18 protein-coding genes are annotated in these 21,732 nt (G+C 43.1%); 1 reads left to right on the forward strand and 17 read right to left on the reverse strand.

Translation table 11 applies throughout. The features are described from left to right. Positions 1-108: 108 nt before the first annotated feature. The 8 genes from FWJ32_RS08515 to pruA all read right to left on the reverse strand — a co-directional run bounded on the left by FWJ32_RS08515 (position 109) and on the right by pruA (position 10,340). Positions 109-837, reverse strand: a complete 729-nt coding sequence (locus FWJ32_RS08515) for an amino acid ABC transporter ATP-binding protein (RefSeq protein ID WP_149545533.1) — start codon at positions 835-837, stop codon at positions 109-111. 12 nt (positions 838-849) lie between these two features. After that, positions 850-1,500 carry an amino acid ABC transporter permease gene (locus FWJ32_RS08520; protein ID WP_149545534.1) on the reverse strand — a complete coding sequence of 217 codons (651 nt, stop codon included), beginning with the start codon at positions 1,498-1,500 and terminating at the stop codon, positions 850-852. 12 nt (positions 1,501-1,512) lie between these two features. After that, positions 1,513-2,355, reverse strand: a complete 843-nt coding sequence (locus tag FWJ32_RS08525; protein ID WP_203227640.1) for an amino acid ABC transporter substrate-binding protein — start codon at positions 2,353-2,355, stop codon at positions 1,513-1,515. 527 nt (positions 2,356-2,882) lie between these two features. Continuing rightward, positions 2,883-5,984: an FAD-dependent oxidoreductase gene (locus FWJ32_RS08530; RefSeq protein ID WP_149545535.1), complete on the reverse strand. Its 3,102-nt coding sequence runs from the start codon at positions 5,982-5,984 to the stop codon at positions 2,883-2,885. A gap of 12 nt (positions 5,985-5,996) precedes the next feature. Continuing rightward, entirely contained in the window at positions 5,997-7,757 is a 1,761-nt protein-coding gene (locus FWJ32_RS08535) for an NADH-quinone oxidoreductase subunit NuoF (protein ID WP_149545536.1), read from the reverse strand. Positions 7,758-7,762: 5 nt separating this feature from the next. After that, on the reverse strand, positions 7,763-8,254 hold the full coding sequence (gene nuoE / locus FWJ32_RS08540; RefSeq protein WP_238988837.1) for an NADH-quinone oxidoreductase subunit NuoE: 492 nt from the start codon (positions 8,252-8,254) through the stop codon (positions 7,763-7,765). Between the two features lie 151 nt (positions 8,255-8,405). Then, entirely contained in the window at positions 8,406-8,738 is a 333-nt protein-coding gene (locus tag FWJ32_RS08545; protein ID WP_149545537.1) for a winged helix-turn-helix domain-containing protein, read from the reverse strand. A gap of 54 nt (positions 8,739-8,792) precedes the next feature. Continuing rightward, on the reverse strand, positions 8,793-10,340 hold the full coding sequence (gene pruA / locus FWJ32_RS08550) for an L-glutamate gamma-semialdehyde dehydrogenase (protein WP_149545538.1): 1,548 nt from the start codon (positions 10,338-10,340) through the stop codon (positions 8,793-8,795). Positions 10,341-10,781: 441 nt separating this feature from the next. Between pruA and FWJ32_RS08555 the strand changes: the two genes are divergently transcribed. Continuing rightward, entirely contained in the window at positions 10,782-11,159 is a 378-nt protein-coding gene (locus tag FWJ32_RS08555; RefSeq protein WP_162523572.1) for a tyrosine--tRNA ligase, read from the forward strand. A 449-nt stretch (positions 11,160-11,608) separates the two neighbouring features. Here the strand turns inward: FWJ32_RS08555 and FWJ32_RS08560 are convergent, their stop codons facing one another. From FWJ32_RS08560 to FWJ32_RS08600, 9 genes are all read right to left on the reverse strand, one after another. Then, positions 11,609-12,412 (reverse strand): formate/nitrite transporter family protein, encoded by an 804-nt coding sequence (locus FWJ32_RS08560; protein WP_149545540.1) that lies wholly within the window; start codon positions 12,410-12,412, stop codon positions 11,609-11,611. A gap of 145 nt (positions 12,413-12,557) precedes the next feature. Beyond that, positions 12,558-13,460 carry an amidohydrolase family protein gene (locus FWJ32_RS08565; RefSeq protein ID WP_149545541.1) on the reverse strand — a complete coding sequence of 301 codons (903 nt, stop codon included), beginning with the start codon at positions 13,458-13,460 and terminating at the stop codon, positions 12,558-12,560. Positions 13,461-13,489: 29 nt separating this feature from the next. After that, on the reverse strand, positions 13,490-15,169 hold the full coding sequence (locus FWJ32_RS08570; protein ID WP_149545542.1) for a formate--tetrahydrofolate ligase: 1,680 nt from the start codon (positions 15,167-15,169) through the stop codon (positions 13,490-13,492). A 356-nt stretch (positions 15,170-15,525) separates the two neighbouring features. Beyond that, the gene (locus FWJ32_RS08575; protein ID WP_149545543.1) at positions 15,526-16,350 is read right to left on the reverse strand and encodes a methyltetrahydrofolate cobalamin methyltransferase; all 825 of its coding nucleotides are present in this window, start codon (positions 16,348-16,350) and stop codon (positions 15,526-15,528) included. A 705-nt stretch (positions 16,351-17,055) separates the two neighbouring features. After that, on the reverse strand, positions 17,056-18,537 hold the full coding sequence (lysS, locus tag FWJ32_RS08580) for a lysine--tRNA ligase (RefSeq protein ID WP_149545544.1): 1,482 nt from the start codon (positions 18,535-18,537) through the stop codon (positions 17,056-17,058). A gap of 17 nt (positions 18,538-18,554) precedes the next feature. After that, positions 18,555-19,034, reverse strand: coding sequence for a transcription elongation factor GreA (gene greA / locus FWJ32_RS08585; protein WP_149545545.1), 480 nt, complete (start codon positions 19,032-19,034; stop codon positions 18,555-18,557). Positions 19,035-19,167: 133 nt separating this feature from the next. Beyond that, positions 19,168-20,253 carry an NAD(P)H-binding protein gene (locus tag FWJ32_RS08590; protein ID WP_149545546.1) on the reverse strand — a complete coding sequence of 362 codons (1,086 nt, stop codon included), beginning with the start codon at positions 20,251-20,253 and terminating at the stop codon, positions 19,168-19,170. Between the two features lie 16 nt (positions 20,254-20,269). Next, positions 20,270-21,175: a quinate 5-dehydrogenase gene (locus FWJ32_RS08595; protein ID WP_149545547.1), complete on the reverse strand. Its 906-nt coding sequence runs from the start codon at positions 21,173-21,175 to the stop codon at positions 20,270-20,272. Between the two features lie 11 nt (positions 21,176-21,186). After that, positions 21,187-21,711 (reverse strand): helix-turn-helix domain-containing protein, encoded by a 525-nt coding sequence (locus FWJ32_RS08600; protein ID WP_149545548.1) that lies wholly within the window; start codon positions 21,709-21,711, stop codon positions 21,187-21,189. Positions 21,712-21,732: the final 21 nt, after the last annotated feature.

Genomic DNA, 21,732 nt, shown 5'->3' on the forward strand with positions numbered 1-21,732 from the left:
AGTTTTATACTCATCCGGATTATAGGATGGTGAGGTCTTATTTCTACATCAAGACTGATTTTTCCTGCTAAGTGACCTAATAAAATTTTACACTATCAAAAAAAGCACCTATCCAAGGCTTAAAACTGAAGATAAAAACGATCTTGTCCTTGAATTCTTAGGTGCTGTAAACACCTCCTCCGGGACACCCTCCTCTAAAAGCCTGCCCTCACTCATAAATATCACCCTATCTGCCACCTCCCTGGCAAAACCCATCTCATGGGTTACAACAACCATTGTCATGCCTTCCTTCGCCAGCGTCTTCATAACATTTAGTACCTCACCAACCAATTCGGGATCAAGGGCTGATGTTGGTTCGTCAAACAGCATTATTTTAGGGTTCATTGCCAGAGCCCTTGATATTGCTACCCTCTGCTGCTGGCCTCCTGAGAGTTTGGATGGATAACAGTCCATTTTGTCCGCAAGCCCTACCTTTTTTAGAAGGTCCATGGATAGTTCTTTTGCCTCCTTAACAGGCATTTTTTTGACTGTTACCGGCCCCTCCATCACATTTTGAAGGGCGGTCATATGAGGAAATAGATTAAAGTTTTGAAAGACTATACCGACTTCAGAGGATATATTTATCTTCTTTGTATCTTTAGTTATCTCTTTATCATTTATCACTATCCTACCTGAATCAATCCTCTCCAAGTGAGAAAGGCATCTTAAAAATGTGCTTTTGCCAGACCCGCTTGGACCTATGATGACAACCACATCACCATCCTGCACCTTCATAGAAACATTCTGCAGAACCTGATTACTGCCAAAATATTTGCATACATTCTCTGCTATAAGCATCTCAAACCACCTCTATTCATATACAGATAGTCTTTTTTCAAGACGCCCAAATAGGATAGTAAACATTGTAGTCATTAAAAGATACAACACACAGGCCATGCCAAATATCTCCAGTGGCCTGAGCGTTACAGAGTATCTCTGCTGGGCTACCCTCATGAGGTCTACCATGGCAATAGTAGATACAAGGGAAGAGTCTTTCAGGAGGGCAATGAACTCATTGCCCATTGGCGGTATAAGCCTCCTGTACGCCTGTGGCACTATGACCCTGCGCATGGCCTGGCCATAACTCATGCCCAATGCCCTTGCCGCCTCCATCTGACCCTTAGGTATGGATTCAATGCCTGCCCTTATTATCTCAGCTAAATACGCTCCTGAATTCACGGACAAGCCTATCACCGCAGCAGGCATGGGGTCTAACGTAATTCCCACCTGAGGCAATCCATAATATATGACAAAAAGCTGCATCATAAGAGGCGTCCCCCTTATAAGCCAGGTATAAAGGGAGCAGAACCATTTTATATAACTGATACCTGATATTTTCCCCAGTGCTACCAGAAAACCTATTGCAGTACCTATCACTATGCCGTATATAGTGAGCTGTACCGTCATACCTGCTCCTTTTAATAGTAAAACCAAGTTTGAAACAACAAAACTCATGTCCATTTCAGAACACCTCTATTGTGTCATATCCACACCAAACCATTTTAGCGAAAGCTCCCTCAGCTTACCATTTTGTTTAAGTTCATTAATAACATCATTTACTGCATTCCTCAGCTCTACATCCTCTTTCCTAAAGGCTATACCTACAGGTTCTTTTACCAGTTCCTCATCCAGTATACGGTAGTTGCCAGGGTTCTTCGTAAGGAAATATCCTCCTACCATGCCATCAACTACAACGGCATCTGTGCGTCCTATGGATAGGTCAGCAAAAGCCTCCGGGTACTGGCTGTATGTCTTAATCTCCCTTATACCATCTATTTTTCTTGCAGCCTCTTCACTGGTGCTGCCCAACTGTACCCCAACAATCTTGCCTTTAAGGTCTTTGCTGCTATTTATTTCCTTATTATCACCCCTCACAACAATCATCTGAGAACCATAAAGATATGGATCTGTAAAGTTAACAGATTTAGCTCTCTCCTCAGTTATGCTCATACTGGACAAAATCATATCAAATTTCTTAGAGTTTAACGCTATTATTACACCATTCCAATCCGTCGGCATCCATTCCATTTTAACACCAAGGGCTTTCTCTATCTCCTTCGACAGGTCGACATCAAAACCAACCAACTCTCCATTATCATCACGGTATTCCATTGGTGGAAAGTTGTCATCCACACCTATAACTATCTTACCTGCCTGCTTAACCCTTTCTAACGAACCGTCCGATTCAACAGGAGTGAGTTGCTCTGATGTACTTTTTGTCTTATTTGTATCTGCGCTTTGACTGCTGCCGCATCCTGATAAAGCCATTGACATAATTAAGATACCTATAATAACAAATAAAAATCTCCTCTTCACTTATATCTCCCCCCTAAAATTTATGTCTTTATTATAATTTACTATTTTATTATAGTAAAGTGTTATCATAGTATCAAAAGAAAAGGATTAAACGTTTTCCATCTCCAGCGCTTTGTTTTTCTTCTAATTGCTTATAACCATGCATTAGATGATAAACCCTAAAAGCATCCCTTTTCCTGTTTATAGTTTTATCAGGTCCTCAACTTTTATATCGTTTTTTATTATTTCCATATACAGTGCCATATACTGTGTTGCCTCCGTTGTTTCGTACCCCTCTCAGATCTTTTGGCACGGCTATGCCACAGAATAGCCTTGCCGTCTTCCATAGAGACAGGATTTGACAGATAAGTCGTGTTTAAATATAAATTGTTATGGAATTGTCCACAGATTCAATTGAGTTTGCACCAGCAGCATTGTTGTTTTTTCCAACCATCCTATAGGTTGCATTTAACCTGTGAGATTTTCATTGCTGTATACATGGTACATAAAAAAGACAGGTTTCATGTAAAAACCTGTCTTTCACATATTTATCTCAGGTATATATGCTCTTCATGATCACTGCCAGTTTGCTTGATGTCTTTCTTAAAATACTCTGCCATCTTAGAAAGAGTCCTCATGCTGCATCTTCTGTCAATGGCACTTCTCAATCTCTTGATCCCATAATCGCTCTCTATGGTACCGTCCTTTTCAAGAGGAGATGTAAATGGTATCACCATATCTACATAAGGCCTCAAGTCCTTCTCTATTGGAGTTATATCAATGAGCAGATGCAAATTGCCCATTGCAGGTTGGTTGAGTCCGTCAATATTGCCCAGAGTTATCAATCCCAGTACCTCACCCTTATTAATTTTTTCGGCCAGTTCCTCACGGGCTATTGCATTATAACCCATAGCAGTTAATCCATTTATATTAGCGCCATACCTCACGGGAATAGCTTTTAAACGAGGATTTAATCCCTCCATCTCTTTAATCTCATCGGCCAACTCTTCACGATATACCACATAGGGCCTTTTGGCCTGTTTTAGCATGTCGACATCATAACCCTCATTATAGTGTTTCCCGCCCATCTTTATGGCCTTTCTTGCCCAGTAGAACACCTGCGGACAGTCCTTTATATCCAGCCCCCTTGTGATTACCACATCGGCCATCTCAATTTCCTTTAATGATAGTGTTTCTACATTAGTGTACCTGCCTATGGTATAGAACATATTATCAGCTATAAAACCTTCAAACAGTTTCTTTGCAGCCAGGCCCTCCTCATTGGTAACGGACGGGGATGCCAGCAGGGCCAGTTTTCCATGATTGGCAGAATTGAATCTCATAACCTCTTTGACCATAGTCCTTAAGGCATTGTCCATATCTATAGTTTTCAGCCCATCTCTATCCCTTATCATGGGCTCTTCCACCACATATTTTCCGTTTACCCAGTCAAAGCCGAAACTACCCTTCCTGCACAATAAGGCCTCATCAAGACCGCTCTCCATATATGGCTTTATCCTTATCATCATGTCACCACGAGACTCAACGGTTACGGGACATGTCAGGCTGCACCCTGTACATGTGGTGACTGTCTCCTTTACCTTCACGGGTACCGGCTTTGTATTGCTGTTTACACTCATTATAGCACCCGTCGGGCATACATAGGCACACTCGCCACAGAATATACATGTGGAGTTAGCCAGTGGATTTTCAAATTCCGGCTTGGTAACAGCCTCAAACCCCCTTCTTACGTACCCCAGTGTGGCAGCGCCAGCTATCTCGTCACACACCCTGACACATAATCCGCAAAGTATGCACTTATTTGGATCTCTCAATATATTAACGCCAGAATAATCCTTCTCCCTCTTTGGCTTCACCCCAGGAAGTTTCTCAGGGTTAACGTCATATATATTGGAATACTGATACAGCTTGCAGTCAAAATAGTCAAGACAACCACACTCTAAGCATCTGGCTCCCTCAGCCCTTGCAGATTCCTCGTCAAAGGTCTGTAGATACTCCCTGAAGTTATCCTTTCGAAGCTCAGGTTCTAAAAGCACAGGTTGATTTCTTGCTATCTTTTCTCTGCCTTCAAGGTCCTTCGTTGAGATATCATCCTGTTTTACAAGATACGGCAATTTTATCGGCTTCAACTCGCCGCTCAAATAACTTTCTATGGCAAAGGCAGCCTCTTTTCCAGTGGCAATGGCCCTAACAGCTATATCCGGCCCTGTAACAGCATCTCCTGCAGCAAACACATATGGTATGCTGGTCCTGTATGTGCCATCCTCTATAACAATCCTGTTTCGGCTGATTGAAATCCCATCCAATCCCGTTGAGTCTATCTGCTGTCCTATTGCAGCTATGCATGTGTCTGCCTCTATATAAAGCTCTTCCCCTGGGATTGGTACAGGAGACCTTCTGCCCGATGCGTCAGGCTCACCGAGCTGCATCTTCTGGAATTTTACTCCTGCCATCTTTCCGTCCTCTACAACCACTTCTTTGGGGCCTGCAAGGTATATAAACCTGATGCCTTCTTCCTCTGCCTCTTCTATCTCTTCTCTTCTGGCCGGCATCTCATCTTTAGTTCTTCGATAAACCACAGCTACCTCGTCAGCACCGAGCCTGAGTGCTGTCCTTGCAGCATCCATGGCTGTATTGCCTCCGCCAACAACTATGACCCTGCGTCCAAGCACTATCGGCTGGTTCAGCGCTACCCTGCGTAGAAATTCAACTCCACCTAGGACGCCCTCTGCATCTTCACCTGGTACCCTTAGAGAAGAACTGTCCTGCGCCCCAACAGCCAATAGGACTGCGTCAAATCCCTGTGCCTTTAAAGAATCAATGGTAAAATCTCTCCCCAGGGCAGAATTTGTCCTTATATCAACACCCATCTCCTCAATTAGAGAAATTTCCTTTGCCAGCACAGACTTGGGAAGTCTGTATTCAGGTATCCCATACCTTAGCATACCCCCGGCCTCGGGCATCTTCTCAAAGATGGTGACGTCATAGCCATCTTTTTTCAAAAAGTATGCAGCAGATAAGCCCGCTGGTCCTGAACCTATTACGGCAACCTTCATCCCGTTTGATGGCTTTATCTCCGGCATATATGGGTTCTCTAATGCAAGGTCATAATCTCCAACAAACCTCTTCAGGTTGCATATAGAGACAGGCTCATCTACCATACCCCTTCTACAGGCTTCTTCACAGGGATGAGGGCATATCCTGCCTACACTGGCCGGCAGAGGTACTGTCTCTTTAATAAGCTTTAACGCCTCCTCATACTGACCGTTGTTTATCAACGCAGCATAGCCCTGGGCATCACAGTGCGTGGGGCAGGCCAGCACACAGGGTGGCCTGCAGTCGCCCCTGTGCTCGGAAAGAAGAAGCTCTAAAGTAAACCGTCTCGCCTCAACCACCCTTGGGCTCTTTGTGTTTACAACCATACCGTCCGCTGCCTCTGTAGCACATGACCTCAGAAGCTTTTTACTTCCCTCAACCTCTACCACGCACATGCCGCATGACCCATACGGCTCTAATCTTTCATCAAAACATAGGGTTGGTATGTCTATACCATTCTGTCTCGCAATTTCCAAGATAGTCTGCCCTTTATAACCGTACACCTGTTTACCATCTATACTAAGCCTTATCATCAATATCCCCCCTCAGCTTATGACAACAGCATCGTAGTTGCATACATCATAACATGTATGACATTTGGTGCATTTATCCGGGTCTATATGGTATGTCTTTCTGAATTCACCCGTTATGGCATGCGACGTGCACTTCAACTCACATAACCTGCATCCTGTACACTTCTCAGGATCTATACTAAAGTGTATGAGTTCCTTACACCTACCACCAGGACACTTTTTATCCCTTATGTGGGCCTCATACTCATCCCTGAAGTATCTTATGGTGGTGAGTACGGGGTTTGGTGCTGTCTGACCCAGTCCACAGAGGGCAGTACTTTGCACCATATGGGCCAGATCCTCCAAAAGCTCTATGTCTCCCTCCTGGCCCTGGCCATTGCATATCCTATCCAGTATGTCCAACATGCGTCTTGTGCCAAGCCTGCATTGGGTACACTTTCCACATGATTCCTTCACTATAAAGTCCATGAAAAACCTCGCTGTATCTACCATGCAGGTGTCCTGATCCATTACAACCATTCCGCCAGAACCTACTATGGCTCCCGTCTTTGTGAGAGACTCATAGTCTACTACTGTATCTAAAAGGCTTTCGGGTATACAGCCACCTGATGGGCCACCTAACTGCACCGCCTTGAACTTCTTGTCTTTCTTTATGCCTCCCCCTATGTCATATATTACCTCTCTTAATGTCATGCCCATGGGTACTTCTACCAGGCCACCTCTTTTTATCTTTCCTGTGAGGGCAAACACCTTTGTACCTTTTGATGTCTCTGTACCGTAGGATGAGTACCTCTTGCCACCGTTGGTTACTATCCACGCTATGTTAGCGAGGGTTTCCACATTATTTATCACTGTAGGCTTCCTCATATATCCTGAATAGGCAGGGTATGGTGGTTTTAGCCTTGGCATCCCCCTCTTACCCTCCAGGGATTCTATAAGTGCCGTCTCTTCTCCACAGACAAAAGCTCCAGCCCCCTGTCTTATCTTTATGTCAAAGCTGAAGTTGGTACCGTACAGATTCTGTCCTAAATATCCTCTGTCTTTAGCTTGTTTTATAGCTATTTTTAACCTTTTTACTGCTACTGGATACTCTGCCCTTACGTATATTATACCCTCCTGAGCCCCTATGGTGTATCCCGCTATCATCATTCCTTCTAAGACTGAATGGGGGTCTCCTTCCAGTACACTCCTGTCCATGAATGCTCCTGGATCTCCTTCGTCAGCATTGCATATTATATATTTTGGATTACCCGGGGCCTCTTTTGTGTTTTTCCACTTTAGCCATGTTGGGAAGCCAGCTCCCCCTCTTCCCCTCAGACCTGACTCCTTTATTTCTGCTATTATGTCATAGGGGTCCATGGTAAGTGCCTTTTGTATTGCCTTATATCCACCAACCTTGATATAGTCCTCTATATCTTCTGGATTTATCTGGCCACAGTTTCTTAAAACTATTTTTACCTGTTTATCCATATAATTGTCATATTTCTTTTCACCTTCTGTATCCCTTACTACCCACTTGAGTAAAGGCTTACCGTCCATTATATGGCTTTTTATTATCTCTTTTATCATGCTTGGTTTCACGTTGCCATATGTCACTGTTCTTCCATCTTCATCTATTATGTCTACCAGTGGCTCCTTATAGCACATACCTACACAGCCAGTAGGATAGACCTTTACATCCATGCCCTGGGTTTCTTTTAACAGTTCGTCATATACTTCAAGCCCTCCTGCTGCTATACCACAGCTTCCCAAGCCTACCCTTATCTCGTACATAAACATTACCCCCTTGACCTGTAATCGGCTATTATCTCTTTCACTCTGTCTAAGGTTAACTGACCATAGGCCTGGCCATTCACCATCATCACAGGTGCCAGGCTGCAACACCCAAGACATGCAACGCTTTCAATGGTAAAGAGTTTATCATCGGTCGTCTCGCCCACCTTTATTCCCAGCTCATCCTCCAAAGCGGTAAGGATATTCTCCGAGCCGTTGACATGGCATGCAGTACCCTGACAGCACATAATAAGATATTTCCCAACAGGTCTAAATCTGAACTGAGCATAAAATGTAGCAACCCCGTACACCTGGGCCTCAGAAATTCCCATCCTTTCAGCAATATATGTCAGTGCCTTTGCCGGCAAATAGTTATATATAGCTTGGGTTTCCTGTAAAATGGTTATCAGTGAGCCCTTATCATCCCCATACTCCTCAAGTATAGGTTCAATCAACGAGAGGTCTATCTCATCTTCCATATTTTTAAGCTTCGACATAAAAATCCCCCTTTTAAGGATATATTTATAAAATAAACCAGTCATTTAAAAAATGGACATAAAAGCTGCTTTAAATGAATCGCTTGCCATAAAATGGAGCCATACAAAATAACCCATATTAATTGTTAAACAATTAACATACCTATTAGGCCTACACGTCATATCCTTCCTCAAATGACCCCTCTATGTCTGCTAAAACCCGTCTTTTAAGCTCACTATATCTTTTTAAGATATCCCTGGCCTTATCTGTAAGGGCTGCACCACCCCCTCTTTTGCCGCCAACACGTGTTTCCACAAGCTTTTTATTCAGATAACGCTCTGACTCCTTTATCTTACCCCATGCCTTTCTGTAAGACATTGAAAGACTTGCTGCAGCCTTATTTATTGAACCCAGTTCATCAATGGCTGCAAGTAGCTCATAAAGCCCATCACCCATTACATACCTGTCATTCTCCTCAATCCACAGCCTGCATCTTACATTCATATGGACACCCCCAGTAGTCAATTATATCACAAAGTCACATCGTGGATAATGTTTTTAAAATCTTTCCGAGATTACCTTAGGCTGCATAAAATACTTTAAATAGTCATGGCTACCAGTCTTTGCGTCTGTACCAGAAAGTTTGAAACCACCAAACGGATGAACGCCAACCAGTGCACCCGTGCAGCCTCTGTTAAAGTATAGATTTCCAACGTTAAATTCCTTCCTGGCCCTCTCTAAATGCTCACGAGTTTTTGAATATACAGATCCTGTGAGGCCATATACGGTATTATTGGCAATATTCAAGGCATCAGTAAAGTCCTTTGCCCTTATGATGGACAGAACCGGCCCGAAAATCTCCTCCTGGGCTATCCTGGCATCGGGGGCAACATCTTTGAAGACTGTCGGCATTATGAAATACCCATTATCCCTTGCCCTGTCTCCACCATATATCAATCTTCCCTCATTTTTACCTATCTCTATATAACTCATTATCTTTTTATAGGCTGCATCATCTATAACAGGCCCCATATCTACAGTGAGTTTCCTGGGGTCTCCCACCTCCAGTTTCGATGTAAGCTGCACTATCCTTTCCACCATATCATCATATATGTCCTCAAGGATTATTGCCCTGGAGCAGGCAGAACATTTTTGACCCTGAAACCCAAACGCCGAAGCTACTATACCTTCTGCAGCTTTTTTAAGATCTGCCGAGCTGTCGACGATTATAGCGTCTTTGCCGCCCATCTCTATGACAGTCTTTTTCAGATGGGCCTGGCCAGGCCTTACCTTTGCTGCCTCCTGATATATATGTATCCCAACCTCCATAGAACCAGTAAAGGCAATAAAGTGTATATCGGGATGTGAGACGAGATAGTCACCAATCTCACTGCCACTACCCGGGAGGAAATTGATAACCCCGTCCGGAAAACCTGCTTCCTCCACCATCTCCATGAACTTAGCGCCAATCACAGGTGTGGCACTGGCAGGTTTTAGTATCACAGTATTCCCTGCAGCCACCGGTCCAATGGTAGTACCTGTCAAGATGGAGAGTGAAAAGTTCCACGGTGGTATAGCAAGTCCTACGCCCAGGGGGATATATATCATCTCATTATCCTCATCAGGCAACCTCACCAGGTCCTCTCCAGCATCCATCCTTTCGGCTTCCCTGGCATAATATTCAAGAAAGTCTATGGCCTCTACCACCTCCCCATCAGCTTCAGGCCATGTCTTGCCACCCTCTATCATCATTGTAGCAACCAGCTCTACCCTTCGCTTTCTAAAAACGCTGGATAACGAGTATAGATATCTGGCCCTTTCCGTCCCAGAAAGAGAACCCCAATACTTAAAGCTCAGCTTACCCGCCATCACAGCCCTGTCTGCCAATTCCCTTGTCCCCTTAGACACATACCCTACTACCTCATGTGTATCTGAAGGATTTATCGATTTTATATAATCATCTAAGAGTATATGGTCACCGGCTATGACAATGGGATACCTAGACCCAAAGGATTCCTCCACCTTTGCAATGGCCTTCTCCAGCTCAGAAGCCATTTCCGGCTTTGAAAAATCAATTGTACACTCATTTTTAAACTCATCTCTCACCGCAATAACCCCCTCCATCTTTATTAATTAAAATTTTTGCCAGATGCTTGACTCTACTGCAAAACCTGTCAGGTACTGCATGTAACCACCTAAATTGTCAAGCTTTACACCATGTCTGACTTAATTTATTGCTGCGTTTCCCTGCTATTAATTCATAAACATAACAATATTATACCATATAAAAAAGGATTAAGGCACTCTTACATAACCTCAGGTTTGAATTAAGTACCCTTAGGTTTTTAAAAACCTCATCATCATATTTAAATTACATATCCATAAAACTGCAAAAGAGAGCAGCACAGATAAAAAATGTTTAAGATACCTTAATAAGGAAGGGGTCTTATAAAACAAACAGTCCATGGGAGGAGATAAGAGAGCTTTTAAGCAAGGAAAAGGTCACTTTTTACATCAGATTTGACACCACAGCCAGCAAGCCGGCATGTGTGGCATTTCTTCCAGATAAACGCCACGAGTCACACACAGAAGGCAAGCCATACATCGATAGTTCTGCTATGGATAGGCACCGCCATGGTGGGAAACCTTTCCAGGAAGGTCGAAATGCACATAATGCACACCCCAGCACACATTAAGAGCAATGTCCGCAAACTCAACAAACAGTACAAAGAGCTGATTGACTTTTCAAACGATAAGTCCATCATTGTAAGCAAAGCCGATTGGTTGCTGGAACCAAACTATGTCGTCTTTTTGCGTGATATCAGCAGACATTTTCCAACAGACAGGGTGCCTACCCCAAATGTTACAGGCAGTGTCTGGAAACCGGGTTGGCTTTTCTTGAATTATACTGATGCAGTCGTATAACCTTATGCAGCTTTATCGGAAATGCAAATGCAGGCTGCAAATGAGTAGAAACGACCCGTGGGCAAATATCATCGGTGGCACTGAGTCAATAAAAAGGTGAAAGGCGCCTATGCTTACGGACTTACCTTCACTCTTCTTGCCTCCAGCAAAGGTGAAAAATAAGGTGAAAAATAAAGAAGGTAAGTACCTGAGGTTTCTGGAAGAGACTAAAATCAATAAAACGAAAGAAGCCCTATCTTTATAGGCTTACAAAAATGATTCACGGGGAATACAAGACAAAAAAGTGGAAGAGACCGCAAAGGCCCTTTTACAGCGGCTCGGACATTCCTTCCACTTAGTTTTATTCCCACTTTCAATATCTCATTTTGCGCTTTACATTCTATTGCTGGCCTCATGTCTTTCCAAATACTGAAGATCAGATGCGAATAGTCGAAACAATAATTTTTGGTCTATATTTGCATCGATTCTTTCTCCGGTAGACTGGCACGTCTTACATAACATAAATAATAGGTAAACGGCACTATCATCGCACCACCGACAATATTCCCAAGAGTGACAGGAATTATGTTATTTATAAAGAACTGTCCCCATGTGACATCAGCACCAAGGAATTTTCCCAATGGAATAAAAAACATGTTTGCCACGCTGTGCTCGAAACCGGAAAGGACAAAGAGCATGATTGGGAACCACAGAGCCAAAATTTTCCCGGTCATGTCTTTTGAACCAGCCTGCATCCAACAGGCCAGAACTACCAGCATATTGCACAATATCCCTCTGATAAATGCCTGCATGAAGGGAAGAGATACCTTGGTAACCGCAATACTCACAGCTTTTGCCACCAAAAACTTTGAACTGTACAGGCCTGACTCTGCTAGCAACCACGCCAGAACAACGGAACCAACAAGGTTCCCTATATATACCATCGACCAGTTAAGGAGCATCTTCCCTGAAGTTATTTTTCTATCAAGCAGTGCCAGAGTCATCAGATTGTTGCCTGTAAAAAGCTCTGCGCCTGCTATTACTACCAGCATCAGACCCACTGGGAATACCGAAGCCCCGAAAAACTTTGCCAGTCCTACATCTACATTACTCTCGAGTGTTTGCGTCACAACGATGCTGGCATTTGCGCCAAATCCTATGAATATGCCTGCAAGTATCCCCAGTAAAAGCATCTTATCTACAGATAAATTCGCTTTCTTTCTCCCATTTTCAATCCATACGGAGGCTATCTCGGCCGGTGAAAGTATATTCATATATTTAATCGACTCCTCCCCAACACAGATAATCTTGCACATCGATCCCTTCTTGTTAATCCCTATTAATTATGAAATTTACCGGGTTCGCAAAAATTTCGTGTCAATCAGTCCTGGTTTCCAATCCACTTGTAAGGTTAGTGAATCAGGGGATGGTACCCTGATTCACTTTAATACCCAAAGCTTTAATGCCATTCTCAAAAGACATCTCATATATTTTGTCCTTTGATATGCCGCATTTTTGTAAGTGCATAACCTCGTCAAAAAAGCCCGTAACGTGATGGACTCTGTAAGAGCCAGCATCGCTTCCAACAGCAATTCTCACACCGATGGTCAGCGCTTTTTTTATTTTCCACAAATGTCCTTCATATATTCTTTGTATATTCGAAATCTGTCCTGAATATCTCTGGTCACAGCTTTTTATGTTGCCCAGTGGAGACAGAGTAGGCACCCACACGGTGTTTCTTTCCCTCATCAGATAAAGTTCATCTTCGGTAATGAAATATCCGTGCTCTATTGTGTCAGCCCCAGCCAACACTGCCATTCTTACTGCCTCCGATGAATTTGCATGCACCATCACCGGCAAATTTTTTTCTTTTGCACTCTGTATCATATAATACAGTTCATCAAAAGTGAAAAATATGCCGCCAACCTGACCGTAAGATTCAAAATCCACCAGGCCCGTCAATATAATCTTTAAATGATCAGGCCGCACCTTCAGAAGTTCTTTGAAGCTCTCCTTGAATTCCGAAATATCTTCCACAGGCCTGCCGAGGAAACTGCCGTAACCCCCTTTTTTATAAATCGCCCATCCTGGCGTCTTATAAATAATTCCAAGCGTTTGGGCTATATCCCTTGCTGCCAGTGACATTCCCAGATTGTCACCACCGTCACGAAGTATTAAAATGTTGTTATCCCTGTACTGGCAGAGTATATCCTTTAAAGAATCATACTTCTTCTCTTTAAACTCTGCACGCAGTTTCCTCGAGTTTTCTCCATTCAGAGATATGTGTATGTGAGCGTCTACATATACTCGCTTATCACTCATTTTTTAAACTCATCCTATATTTAGCCAAATCAGAACAATCCTGAAATCACGCCATTTTCATCCACATCGATTTTTTCAGCCGCCGGCGATTTGGGAAGGCCCGGCATCTTCATTATGTCTCCTGTCAGGGCTACTAAAAATCCTGCTCCAGCCGATACGGTCACGTCCCTTACAGTAATGTCAAAATCAGTAGGCCTACCAAGCTTTGAAGGATCATCCGTCAGAGAATACTGGGTCTTGGCCATGCATACCGGCAATTTCCCAAATCCGAATTTCTCCATATTGCTGATTTCTTTTGAGGCCTTGTCTGTAAATATTACATCCCGTGCTCCGTATATCTTCTGGGCAATAGCCCTTATCTTTTCTTTTATAGGCATGTCAAGGTCGTATGCAAATGTTACTGACTCGCTGTGGTTGTTTTCTATCAGCCGGAGCAGCTCCTGTGCCAAATCTATACCGCCTTCGCCGCCCTTGCCCCAAACTTCGGACAGCACTGCATTGACACCCAGCTCCCTGCATCTTTCCTTGACCAGTTCCAGTTCAGCTTCAGTATCCTGCGGGAACTTATTTATAGCCACCACAGCCGGCAGATGGAAGACCTGAGTGATGTTCTCCACATGCTTTAGCAGGTTAGGCAGACCTTTTTCGAGGGCTTCCAGGTTTTCCTTGCCCAGTTCGGATTTAGGCACACCGCCGTTATATTTCAGAGCCCTTATGCTGGCTACGATGGTCACCGCATCTGGTTTTATCCCCGCGTGCCTGCACTTAATGTCGATGAATTTTTCCGCTCCAAGGTCTGCACCGAAACCGGCCTCAGTAACCACGTAATCCGCCAGGTGCATGGCCATTTTCGTAGCAATCACAGAGTTGCACCCATGGGCGATATTTGCGAACGGACCTCCGTGTACAAAGGCTGGTGTACCTTCCAGAGTTTGCACCAGATTTGGTTTAAGCGCATCTTTGAGCAGTGCTGCCATGGCGCCGTGGGCTTTTAAATCCCCTGCAGTTACCGGGGCGCCGTCCATGTTGTACGCTACAACTATTTTCGACAGCCTCTCTTTCAAGTCCTTTATGTCCATCGCCAAGCAGAAAACTGCCATGACTTCCGAGGCCACGCTGATGTCGAAGCCGTCTTCCCTGGGCATGCCGTTGGCTTTGCCTCCTAAGCCGTCTACAATGAATCTCAGTTGTCTGTCGTTCATGTCTATAGCCCTTCTCCAGACTACACGCCTGGGGTCTATGTTCAGCTCATTGCCCTGGTAGATATGGTTGTCAATCATGGCTGCCAGAAGATTGGTAGCAGCAGTTATGGCATGTATATCGCCCGTAAAATGAAGATTTATGTCTTCCATGGGGATTACCTGGGAGTATCCTCCGCCAGCGGCGCCACCTTTTACTCCGAAAACAGGCCCCAGAGATGGTTCCCGTATAGCTACAATTGCTTTCTTCCCCAATCTTGACAGCGCATCAGCAACTCCGATAGTGGTGGTAGTTTTTCCTTCTCCGGCAGGAGTAGGATTTATGGCAGTGACTAAAATCAGTTTGGCCTTTTTGCCAGTACCTTTTTTGAGCAATCTGTAATCAACCTTAGCTTTATACTTGCCGTACAGTTCGATGTCCTCATCTGAAAGACCGAGTTTTGCCGCAATCTCACGGATATCTTTGGGTTTCACCGATTGGGCAATTTCAATGTCGGATTTGTAGACCATTATAACGCCTCCTTATACAGTTGATTTATAAAAAATTTGTAACTATTCAGCGTCACTTGCCGATGCAGTATTTTTTCGCTCATCCCAAGTTTGCACCAACAGCACTGGGGTTTTTCAAGACCGGGCTTGTGACACTGTAAATGCAGCATTAAACTGCTATACGAACAAATATTTTTAGGTATATCTCTGATTTTTATGTGACTTTCATCTGTCATCCGTTTTATTCCGCCGCCCGGTTACCTTAACCGCTCCGGGTGCTGCTTTTGGTGTTGCACAAGTCGCTCTGCAAAAACACTTGCATCATTTTTAAATAGTGCTGATATAGTTACAAAAATTTTTACGCTAAATTTGTATCCTTATTTAATTGAGGGATCGTTTTCCTTTACAGGACCGATGAGACCCTTCCGATATGCATTGGAGAATTTTCTGCAAAATTTGTCCCTGCCAGCTATTGCCTCGGCAGCCATTAGCATTGTCATCATCTCTCTGTTGCATGGGTCCATTATAGCGGAATCCATCCCATTGAAAACAGCTATGATTAAGAAGTTCTGATTGATTACTTTCCTCAAGGGCATACCAAAAGAAATATTGCTGAGACCGGAAGTGATTTTTATGTCAGGATACATCTTCTTTATACCAACCATGGCTTCCACAAATTTATGCATGGATTGGGTATCCGTGGCCAGTGCAATAACCAGTGGGTCAATATAGATGCGGTCTGGCGTTATATCATATTTTTGAGCTTTTTCCACGAGTATTTTGGCTATATCTAACCTGGTCTGAACATCCGAAGGTATGCCCCGGTTGTCACACGTCAGGCCGATGACCTGCCACGGGGTACCTTTCAGTAATGGATAAATAATTTCACATTTATTTTTTTCTTCAGATACTGAGTTGATTATGCCGGGCTTTTTTGCATACTTCAATACCTGCTCTATGACCCTTGGGTTGGGACTGTCGATACAAAGAGGTTTATCCACTGCATCCTGAACAATGTCCATCAGCCATTTTAATGTCTCCAACTCCACTTCCGGGGCAGTACCGGCACATACATCTATGTAGTCTGCCCCCGCTTCCGCCTGCCTTATCGCCAGATCACGGATGAAGTCTTCGTTTTTCTCCTCTATGGCTTTTTTGACTCTCGGTATGGTGCCGTTGATCTTTTCTCCAATGATTATCATTTCACATCCCCTTTTCGTTTTTATTTTATATATTTAAGTTTATCTCCAGCAAACAGCTACTTGTATATACATGTATACCTTCTACTCTGAGATAAATCTAACATACTTTTTTATTTTTGTCAATGCACTTGTTTGCAATTTATAGTCAATATTTAATCGAAATAACGGCTCAAAGGATTTTGTTTTAGCAAAATATATATTATAGGATATTATTTAATAAGTACAATTATACAAAATTTTATAAAATAACGCTGACAAAGTGAAATTATACATGTAAAATGAAAATGGTAAGGGCAGGAAGCTATATTTCGATCGCAATCGTTTTTTGATATTTATCATTCCATTTGCACTTTTATCTATTATTGAGTTTTTATTAATATACGGTTCATTATTCTTTAACAAGAGTATTACCTGCTGCTTGATGCTTTCGCTTGGCTATGGCGTTCTTTCTAGTTTTAAAAGAAAATAAAAGGTGCCACGGGGCTATCTTTGTGATACACTACTCATGTATCACGAGGACAGCCCCTGTGCATTCTTTTACCTCCTTATGTTTTTCAGATGAGAGTTTTCCACCTATACCATTATTGTCTATGCTGTTTACATTTATAAGCACGTTAAATGTCTCTCCATGGATATTCAGTACCTCATGGAAAACCCCTGTGAGTTTTTTTCACAAGTTCTGTTTTTTTCCCTACCTACCATTCCTTATTCTTTTAATTTCATCGTCGGGAATAGTATTACATCCCTTATCGAGTAGGAGTCTGTGAGAATCATTACCAGCCTGTCTATACCTATACCCAACCCACCGGTTGGCGGCATACCATACTCCAAGGCCTTTAAGAAGTCCTCATCCATCATGTTCGCTTCTTCATCACCAGCCTCCCGGGCCTTTACCTGTTCAATAAACCTTTCCCTCTGGTCCAGCGGGTCATTGAGCTCTGAGAAGGCGTTGGCCATCTCCATGGCATTTATAAAGAGTTCAAACCTATAGGTAAGCCTGGGGTCCTCTGGTATCCTTTTGGCCAGAGGTGATACCTCTACAGGATAGTTTATAATAAATGTAGGATTTATGAGTTCGTGCTCAGCATATTCCTCAAAGAATGCATTTATAATATGTCCCCTGGTAGTCTTTCCAGGTTCCAACTCCAAATTATGTTCTTTTGCCACCTTTTGAGCATCTTCATCAGTGTCTATCTCATTGAAATCAACACCAGCATATCTTTTTACCGCATCTATCATTGTGAGCCGTTCCCATGGCCTGCTTAGGTCTATCTCTTTGCCCTGATAGGTTATATTCAAGGTGCCAAGCACATTCTGAGCAATATTTTTAATCATATTCTCCGTCAGGTCCATCATATCCTCATAATTGGCATAGGCCTGATAGAGCTCAATAGTGGTAAACTCGGGATTGTGCCTGATATCTATACCCTCATTCCTGAATTGTTTTCCTATTTCATATACCTTTTCAAACCCGCCGACAATGAGTCTTTTTAGCCTTAATTCCGTGGCTATCCTGAGGTACATGTCTATATCAAGGGCATTGTGATGCGTAATAAACGGCCTGGCGTTGGCTCCACCCGGTATGGTTTCCAGTATGGGTGTCTCCACCTCAATAAACCCCTTATCATCCAGATACCTGCGCATATATTTTATTATGCTGCTCCTAATTTCAAACGTCCTTTTTACCTCTGGGTTCATTATAAGGTCAGTGTACCTTTCCCTGTATCTTATCTCCACATCTTTAAGGCCGTGCCACTTTTCCGGGAGAGGCCTTATTGACTTGGCCAAAAGCTTAAATTCGGTGACCTTTATCGATACCTCTCCCATGTGCGTCTTAAAGACCTCACCTGTAACCCCAAGTATATCACCTATATCTATGGTCTTGAAGAGCTCATAGTTTTCCTCGCCCACCTCGTCCTGCTTTACATATATCTGTATCTTGCCGAACCTGTCGTTCAGATCGGCAAAAGTGGCTTTACCATGACCTCTCTTTGCCATAAGTCTTCCTGCTATGGTTACAGACCTGCCTTCATGTTCCTCAAATTTTTCCTTGATATCGCTGGTAAAATGTGTACGCTCAAACCTTGTAATTTCAAAAGGGTTTCTTCCCTCTTCCTTGAGTTTTTCCAATTTCTCAAGTCTTACCTTCATAAGTTCATTAAAATCTGCTGGTAGAGATGTCTCCATAAGTCGCCTCCGTTCCTCTATTTTTTTATGTCCAGTATCTTTAACCGTACTATACCATCCGGTATCTCAACCTCGACCTCATCTCCAACTTTATGGCCCATCAGTGCCCTCCCTATAGGTGACTCATCAGATATCTTATTGTGCATAGGGTCGGCTTCTGCCGAGCTGACCAGGGTGTACTCATCCTCTTCATTAAATTCTTTATCAAGGACACGCACCGTTGTCCCGATATTGACAGACTCGGTAGATACGTCTTCTTCATCTATTACCTTCGCATTTCTAAGCATCTGCTCTATCTGAGCAATCCTTCCCTCAATAAAGGCCTGCTCATTTTTTGCCTCATCATATTCAGAGTTCTCACTCAAATCTCCATATGACCTGGCTAATTTTATTTTTTCAGCAATCTCCAAACGTTTTACTGACTTTAAATATTCCAGCTCTTCCTCATACTTTTTTAACCCTTCATAAGTGAGTACTACCGTTTTATTGGTGCTCATAAGCTCTCCCCTCTTCATATAATGCAATCACTTATAATATCCATATGCAATAGATTAACACACAAGCACTGCAAAAGGCAGTGCTTGTGTGTTATTTTTAATGTGTTTATTATAAAACAGTGTGCTTAACATGTCAAGCTTGATAATTCTTTATTTTTTTAGCAGCATTTTCCTTTATCCTCTCTATCTGCTCCCGAGTTACTTCTTTTTCAAAGCTCCTGAAACCAGCTAATTTAAATCCATGTTTTTTACATATTTCATAAATTTCCTTTACTTTATCCACAGACAGTTCCCTGCCCATAGAAAAGTTCTCTATCCTCCCCTCCATAGCTAAGGCCATAGTCTCAGCCATGCACGCATAGGAGGTCTTTGGAGGAAATCCAAAGTTAAAGTTGAAATTAACATCTCCTGGCACCTCAACCACTCCGCCTTCAATAACAAGGACATCATCTCTGACCTCCACTACCTCCCTGGACACATCCCTCGGCCTGGCCACGTCGCAAACCACTGCACCTGGTTTTAAATCCATAGGTTCAATTACAGTATCAACCGCACTGGTGACTGTGATTACTATGTCAGCATTCTTCAATGCTTCATGTACATCACTGGTCAATGATGCTGCAACACCTGTCTTTTCGTATAAATATCCCGCAAAGTCCCTTAGTTTTTCTACACTCCTGGATACCAGCGTAAGGCCTGATACCTGATTGGCCATAAGTTCTGCACAAACCCTGCCTATAGAGCCCGTAGCTCCTATAACGACTGCATTGCATCCCTCAATGTCTTTGCCCATGATCTCAGCAGCTTTTTTGGTCCCCTCCAATGCTGTAGCCACAGTATAACTGTTTCCTGTAGTTACAGCTATATTCAGGTTATTTGCTATTGTATATCCGGCATCTCCTACCACTGAGGTCATAGCCCCCAGCCCTACAATCTCAGCACCAAGCTCCTCTGCAATTTTCCCGGCCCTTATTATTTTTTTTGTCACAACATCTGCAGGAAGAGAAAGCATCTGGTCCGATACCAGCGGAACAGCTATAAACCAGCCTTCAGTCTCTCCGTATGGGCTCTTTACACCGGTTATTTTTGATACCTTCTGCGGCGGCATCAACTTCGTTATCTGCTTTATCACACCTTCAGGTATTTTATTCATAAAGGCATACTTTCTTGTGACATCCCTCGTCTCTATAGGATGAATTATAAAAGCGAATCTATGCATGATAATCATTCCCTTTCTATACAGTTTTTAACATTTCAACCCTTGGTGTAAATCCAATCCTGTCCAACATTTCTCTATAGTCTTCAGGACTCATGTCCTCAGGCCTTTTCCCAGCCAATGTAATGAGCACGCCCTCCATTACATTTGTCCCAAAAGACCTACCATTAAGCTCCGGAGTTGTGGTCACCAGCGTCCTGATGCCTCTTTTCTTCAACTCATCCACGTCTTTTGCCGTAACGGTATTGGTGATTATCACCTTATCATTGAGATCATCCGGCATGTACCTCTTTATAAACAGGTAATCGCCTGCTATGATATCAGCCCATTGATAATATTTTTCATGTTTTGATTTTGAAAATTCCTGCTTTTCACCGGTAGGATACAGCACCTCAAAAGGTAACCTGGAAAGCACAGGCATTAATATGGAGGCAAGGAAATATAGCATCTTTAACGACCTCACCGGCATTGGAATACCCAGTGCAAATATGGCATCCCCAAGTATGAGATCGCATCCCAGCTTTTCAAAAGTCTGTGCCATACCAAACCTGTCCAATCCGCTGACCAGGAGCACATGCCTTCCTTTAAGTGGCATTACCTCTCTATCTACGTATTCTATAACCCTTCTCTCTAAAGTATCCTTAAGCCCCGAACCATCCACTATGGGTGTTATCTTGGCAGCATTTTTAAGCGGCAGAGCATCTCTTATAATGTACTTCTTTTTACCTGCTCTAAGGTAAAGGTCTATTCCTCCCATACCAAAGGCATCAACCTTACCGTCCAGCTCCCTTATCATCTCTACAGCTTTTTTTATGTCACCATCAGTACCAATGCGTTGTATCTCAAACTTTTGTCCGAGAAACTCTGTCTCTACCTTATGATCCCTCGTAGATGAACCGATACTGATACTTACAACCCTTTTCAACATGGTGCCTCCTATCCTTTTAGTGTGTTAATAACCGCCATAAACATACCAGGGTCCACATACACGTCATGGGTGATTGGTGATTCTCCAATATCTATAGTAATCACCTCATTCCCCAGTATGGCTTCCACAAGCTTTGTACGCTTATCTGAACCAAGAAAAATAACCTTATCAAAATTTCTCAACATGGCTATGATATCCAGAACTCGATTAAATAGCTGTACGCCATCCATACTGCTCACAAAGTCCAATCGTTCTTTTTCTGAAAGAAGAAATACATATTCAACCCCATTTCCCCTTGCTATGGACTCCAGCTCCTCTTTATTTTTTACAGGAAAACCAATAAGGGCCAGGCTGCCGCCCTTCTTTATCTCTCCCAGGTTTTCAAGGCGAGAAATAAAGGTCCTGTCTATATGAAAGTGTTCTGCTACCTCCTGCTGCGAAAGTCCCCTTACTCTCATGTCCAGCATCTCGTCTATCAATCTATGTACCTTGTCGGCATCAACAGTCTTGTCACCGATGCGAATAGGCCTCATAAACACCATCCTTGTGCACAT

The organism is Calorimonas adulescens, assembly GCF_008274215.1.
GTDB classification, from domain to species: Bacteria; Bacillota; Thermoanaerobacteria; order Thermoanaerobacterales; family UBA4877; genus Calorimonas; species Calorimonas adulescens.

Excerpts from the sequence above, each read along its gene's own strand:
- FWJ32_RS08515 (WP_149545533.1), bottom strand. The coding sequence starts at position 837 with ATGCTTATAGCAGAGAATGTATGCAAATATTTTGGCAGTAATCAGGTT.
- FWJ32_RS08520 (WP_149545534.1), bottom strand. The coding sequence starts at position 1,500 with ATGGACATGAGTTTTGTTGTTTCAAACTTGGTTTTACTATTAAAAGGA.
- FWJ32_RS08530 (WP_149545535.1), bottom strand. The coding sequence starts at position 5,984 with ATGATAAGGCTTAGTATAGATGGTAAACAGGTGTACGGTTATAAAGGG.
- FWJ32_RS08535 (WP_149545536.1), bottom strand. The coding sequence starts at position 7,757 with ATGTACGAGATAAGGGTAGGCTTGGGAAGCTGTGGTATAGCAGCAGGA.
- nuoE (WP_238988837.1), bottom strand. The coding sequence starts at position 8,254 with ATGTCGAAGCTTAAAAATATGGAAGATGAGATAGACCTCTCGTTGATT.
- FWJ32_RS08545 (WP_149545537.1), bottom strand. The coding sequence starts at position 8,738 with ATGAATGTAAGATGCAGGCTGTGGATTGAGGAGAATGACAGGTATGTA.
- FWJ32_RS08560 (WP_149545540.1), bottom strand. The coding sequence starts at position 12,412 with ATGAATATACTTTCACCGGCCGAGATAGCCTCCGTATGGATTGAAAAT.
- FWJ32_RS08565 (WP_149545541.1), bottom strand. The coding sequence starts at position 13,460 with ATGAGTGATAAGCGAGTATATGTAGACGCTCACATACACATATCTCTG.
- FWJ32_RS08570 (WP_149545542.1), bottom strand. The coding sequence starts at position 15,169 with ATGGTCTACAAATCCGACATTGAAATTGCCCAATCGGTGAAACCCAAA.
- FWJ32_RS08575 (WP_149545543.1), bottom strand. The coding sequence starts at position 16,350 with ATGATAATCATTGGAGAAAAGATCAACGGCACCATACCGAGAGTCAAA.
- lysS (WP_149545544.1), bottom strand. The coding sequence starts at position 18,537 with ATGGAGACATCTCTACCAGCAGATTTTAATGAACTTATGAAGGTAAGA.
- greA (WP_149545545.1), bottom strand. The coding sequence starts at position 19,034 with ATGAGCACCAATAAAACGGTAGTACTCACTTATGAAGGGTTAAAAAAG.
- FWJ32_RS08590 (WP_149545546.1), bottom strand. The coding sequence starts at position 20,253 with ATGCATAGATTCGCTTTTATAATTCATCCTATAGAGACGAGGGATGTC.
- FWJ32_RS08600 (WP_149545548.1), bottom strand. The coding sequence starts at position 21,711 with ATGAGGCCTATTCGCATCGGTGACAAGACTGTTGATGCCGACAAGGTA.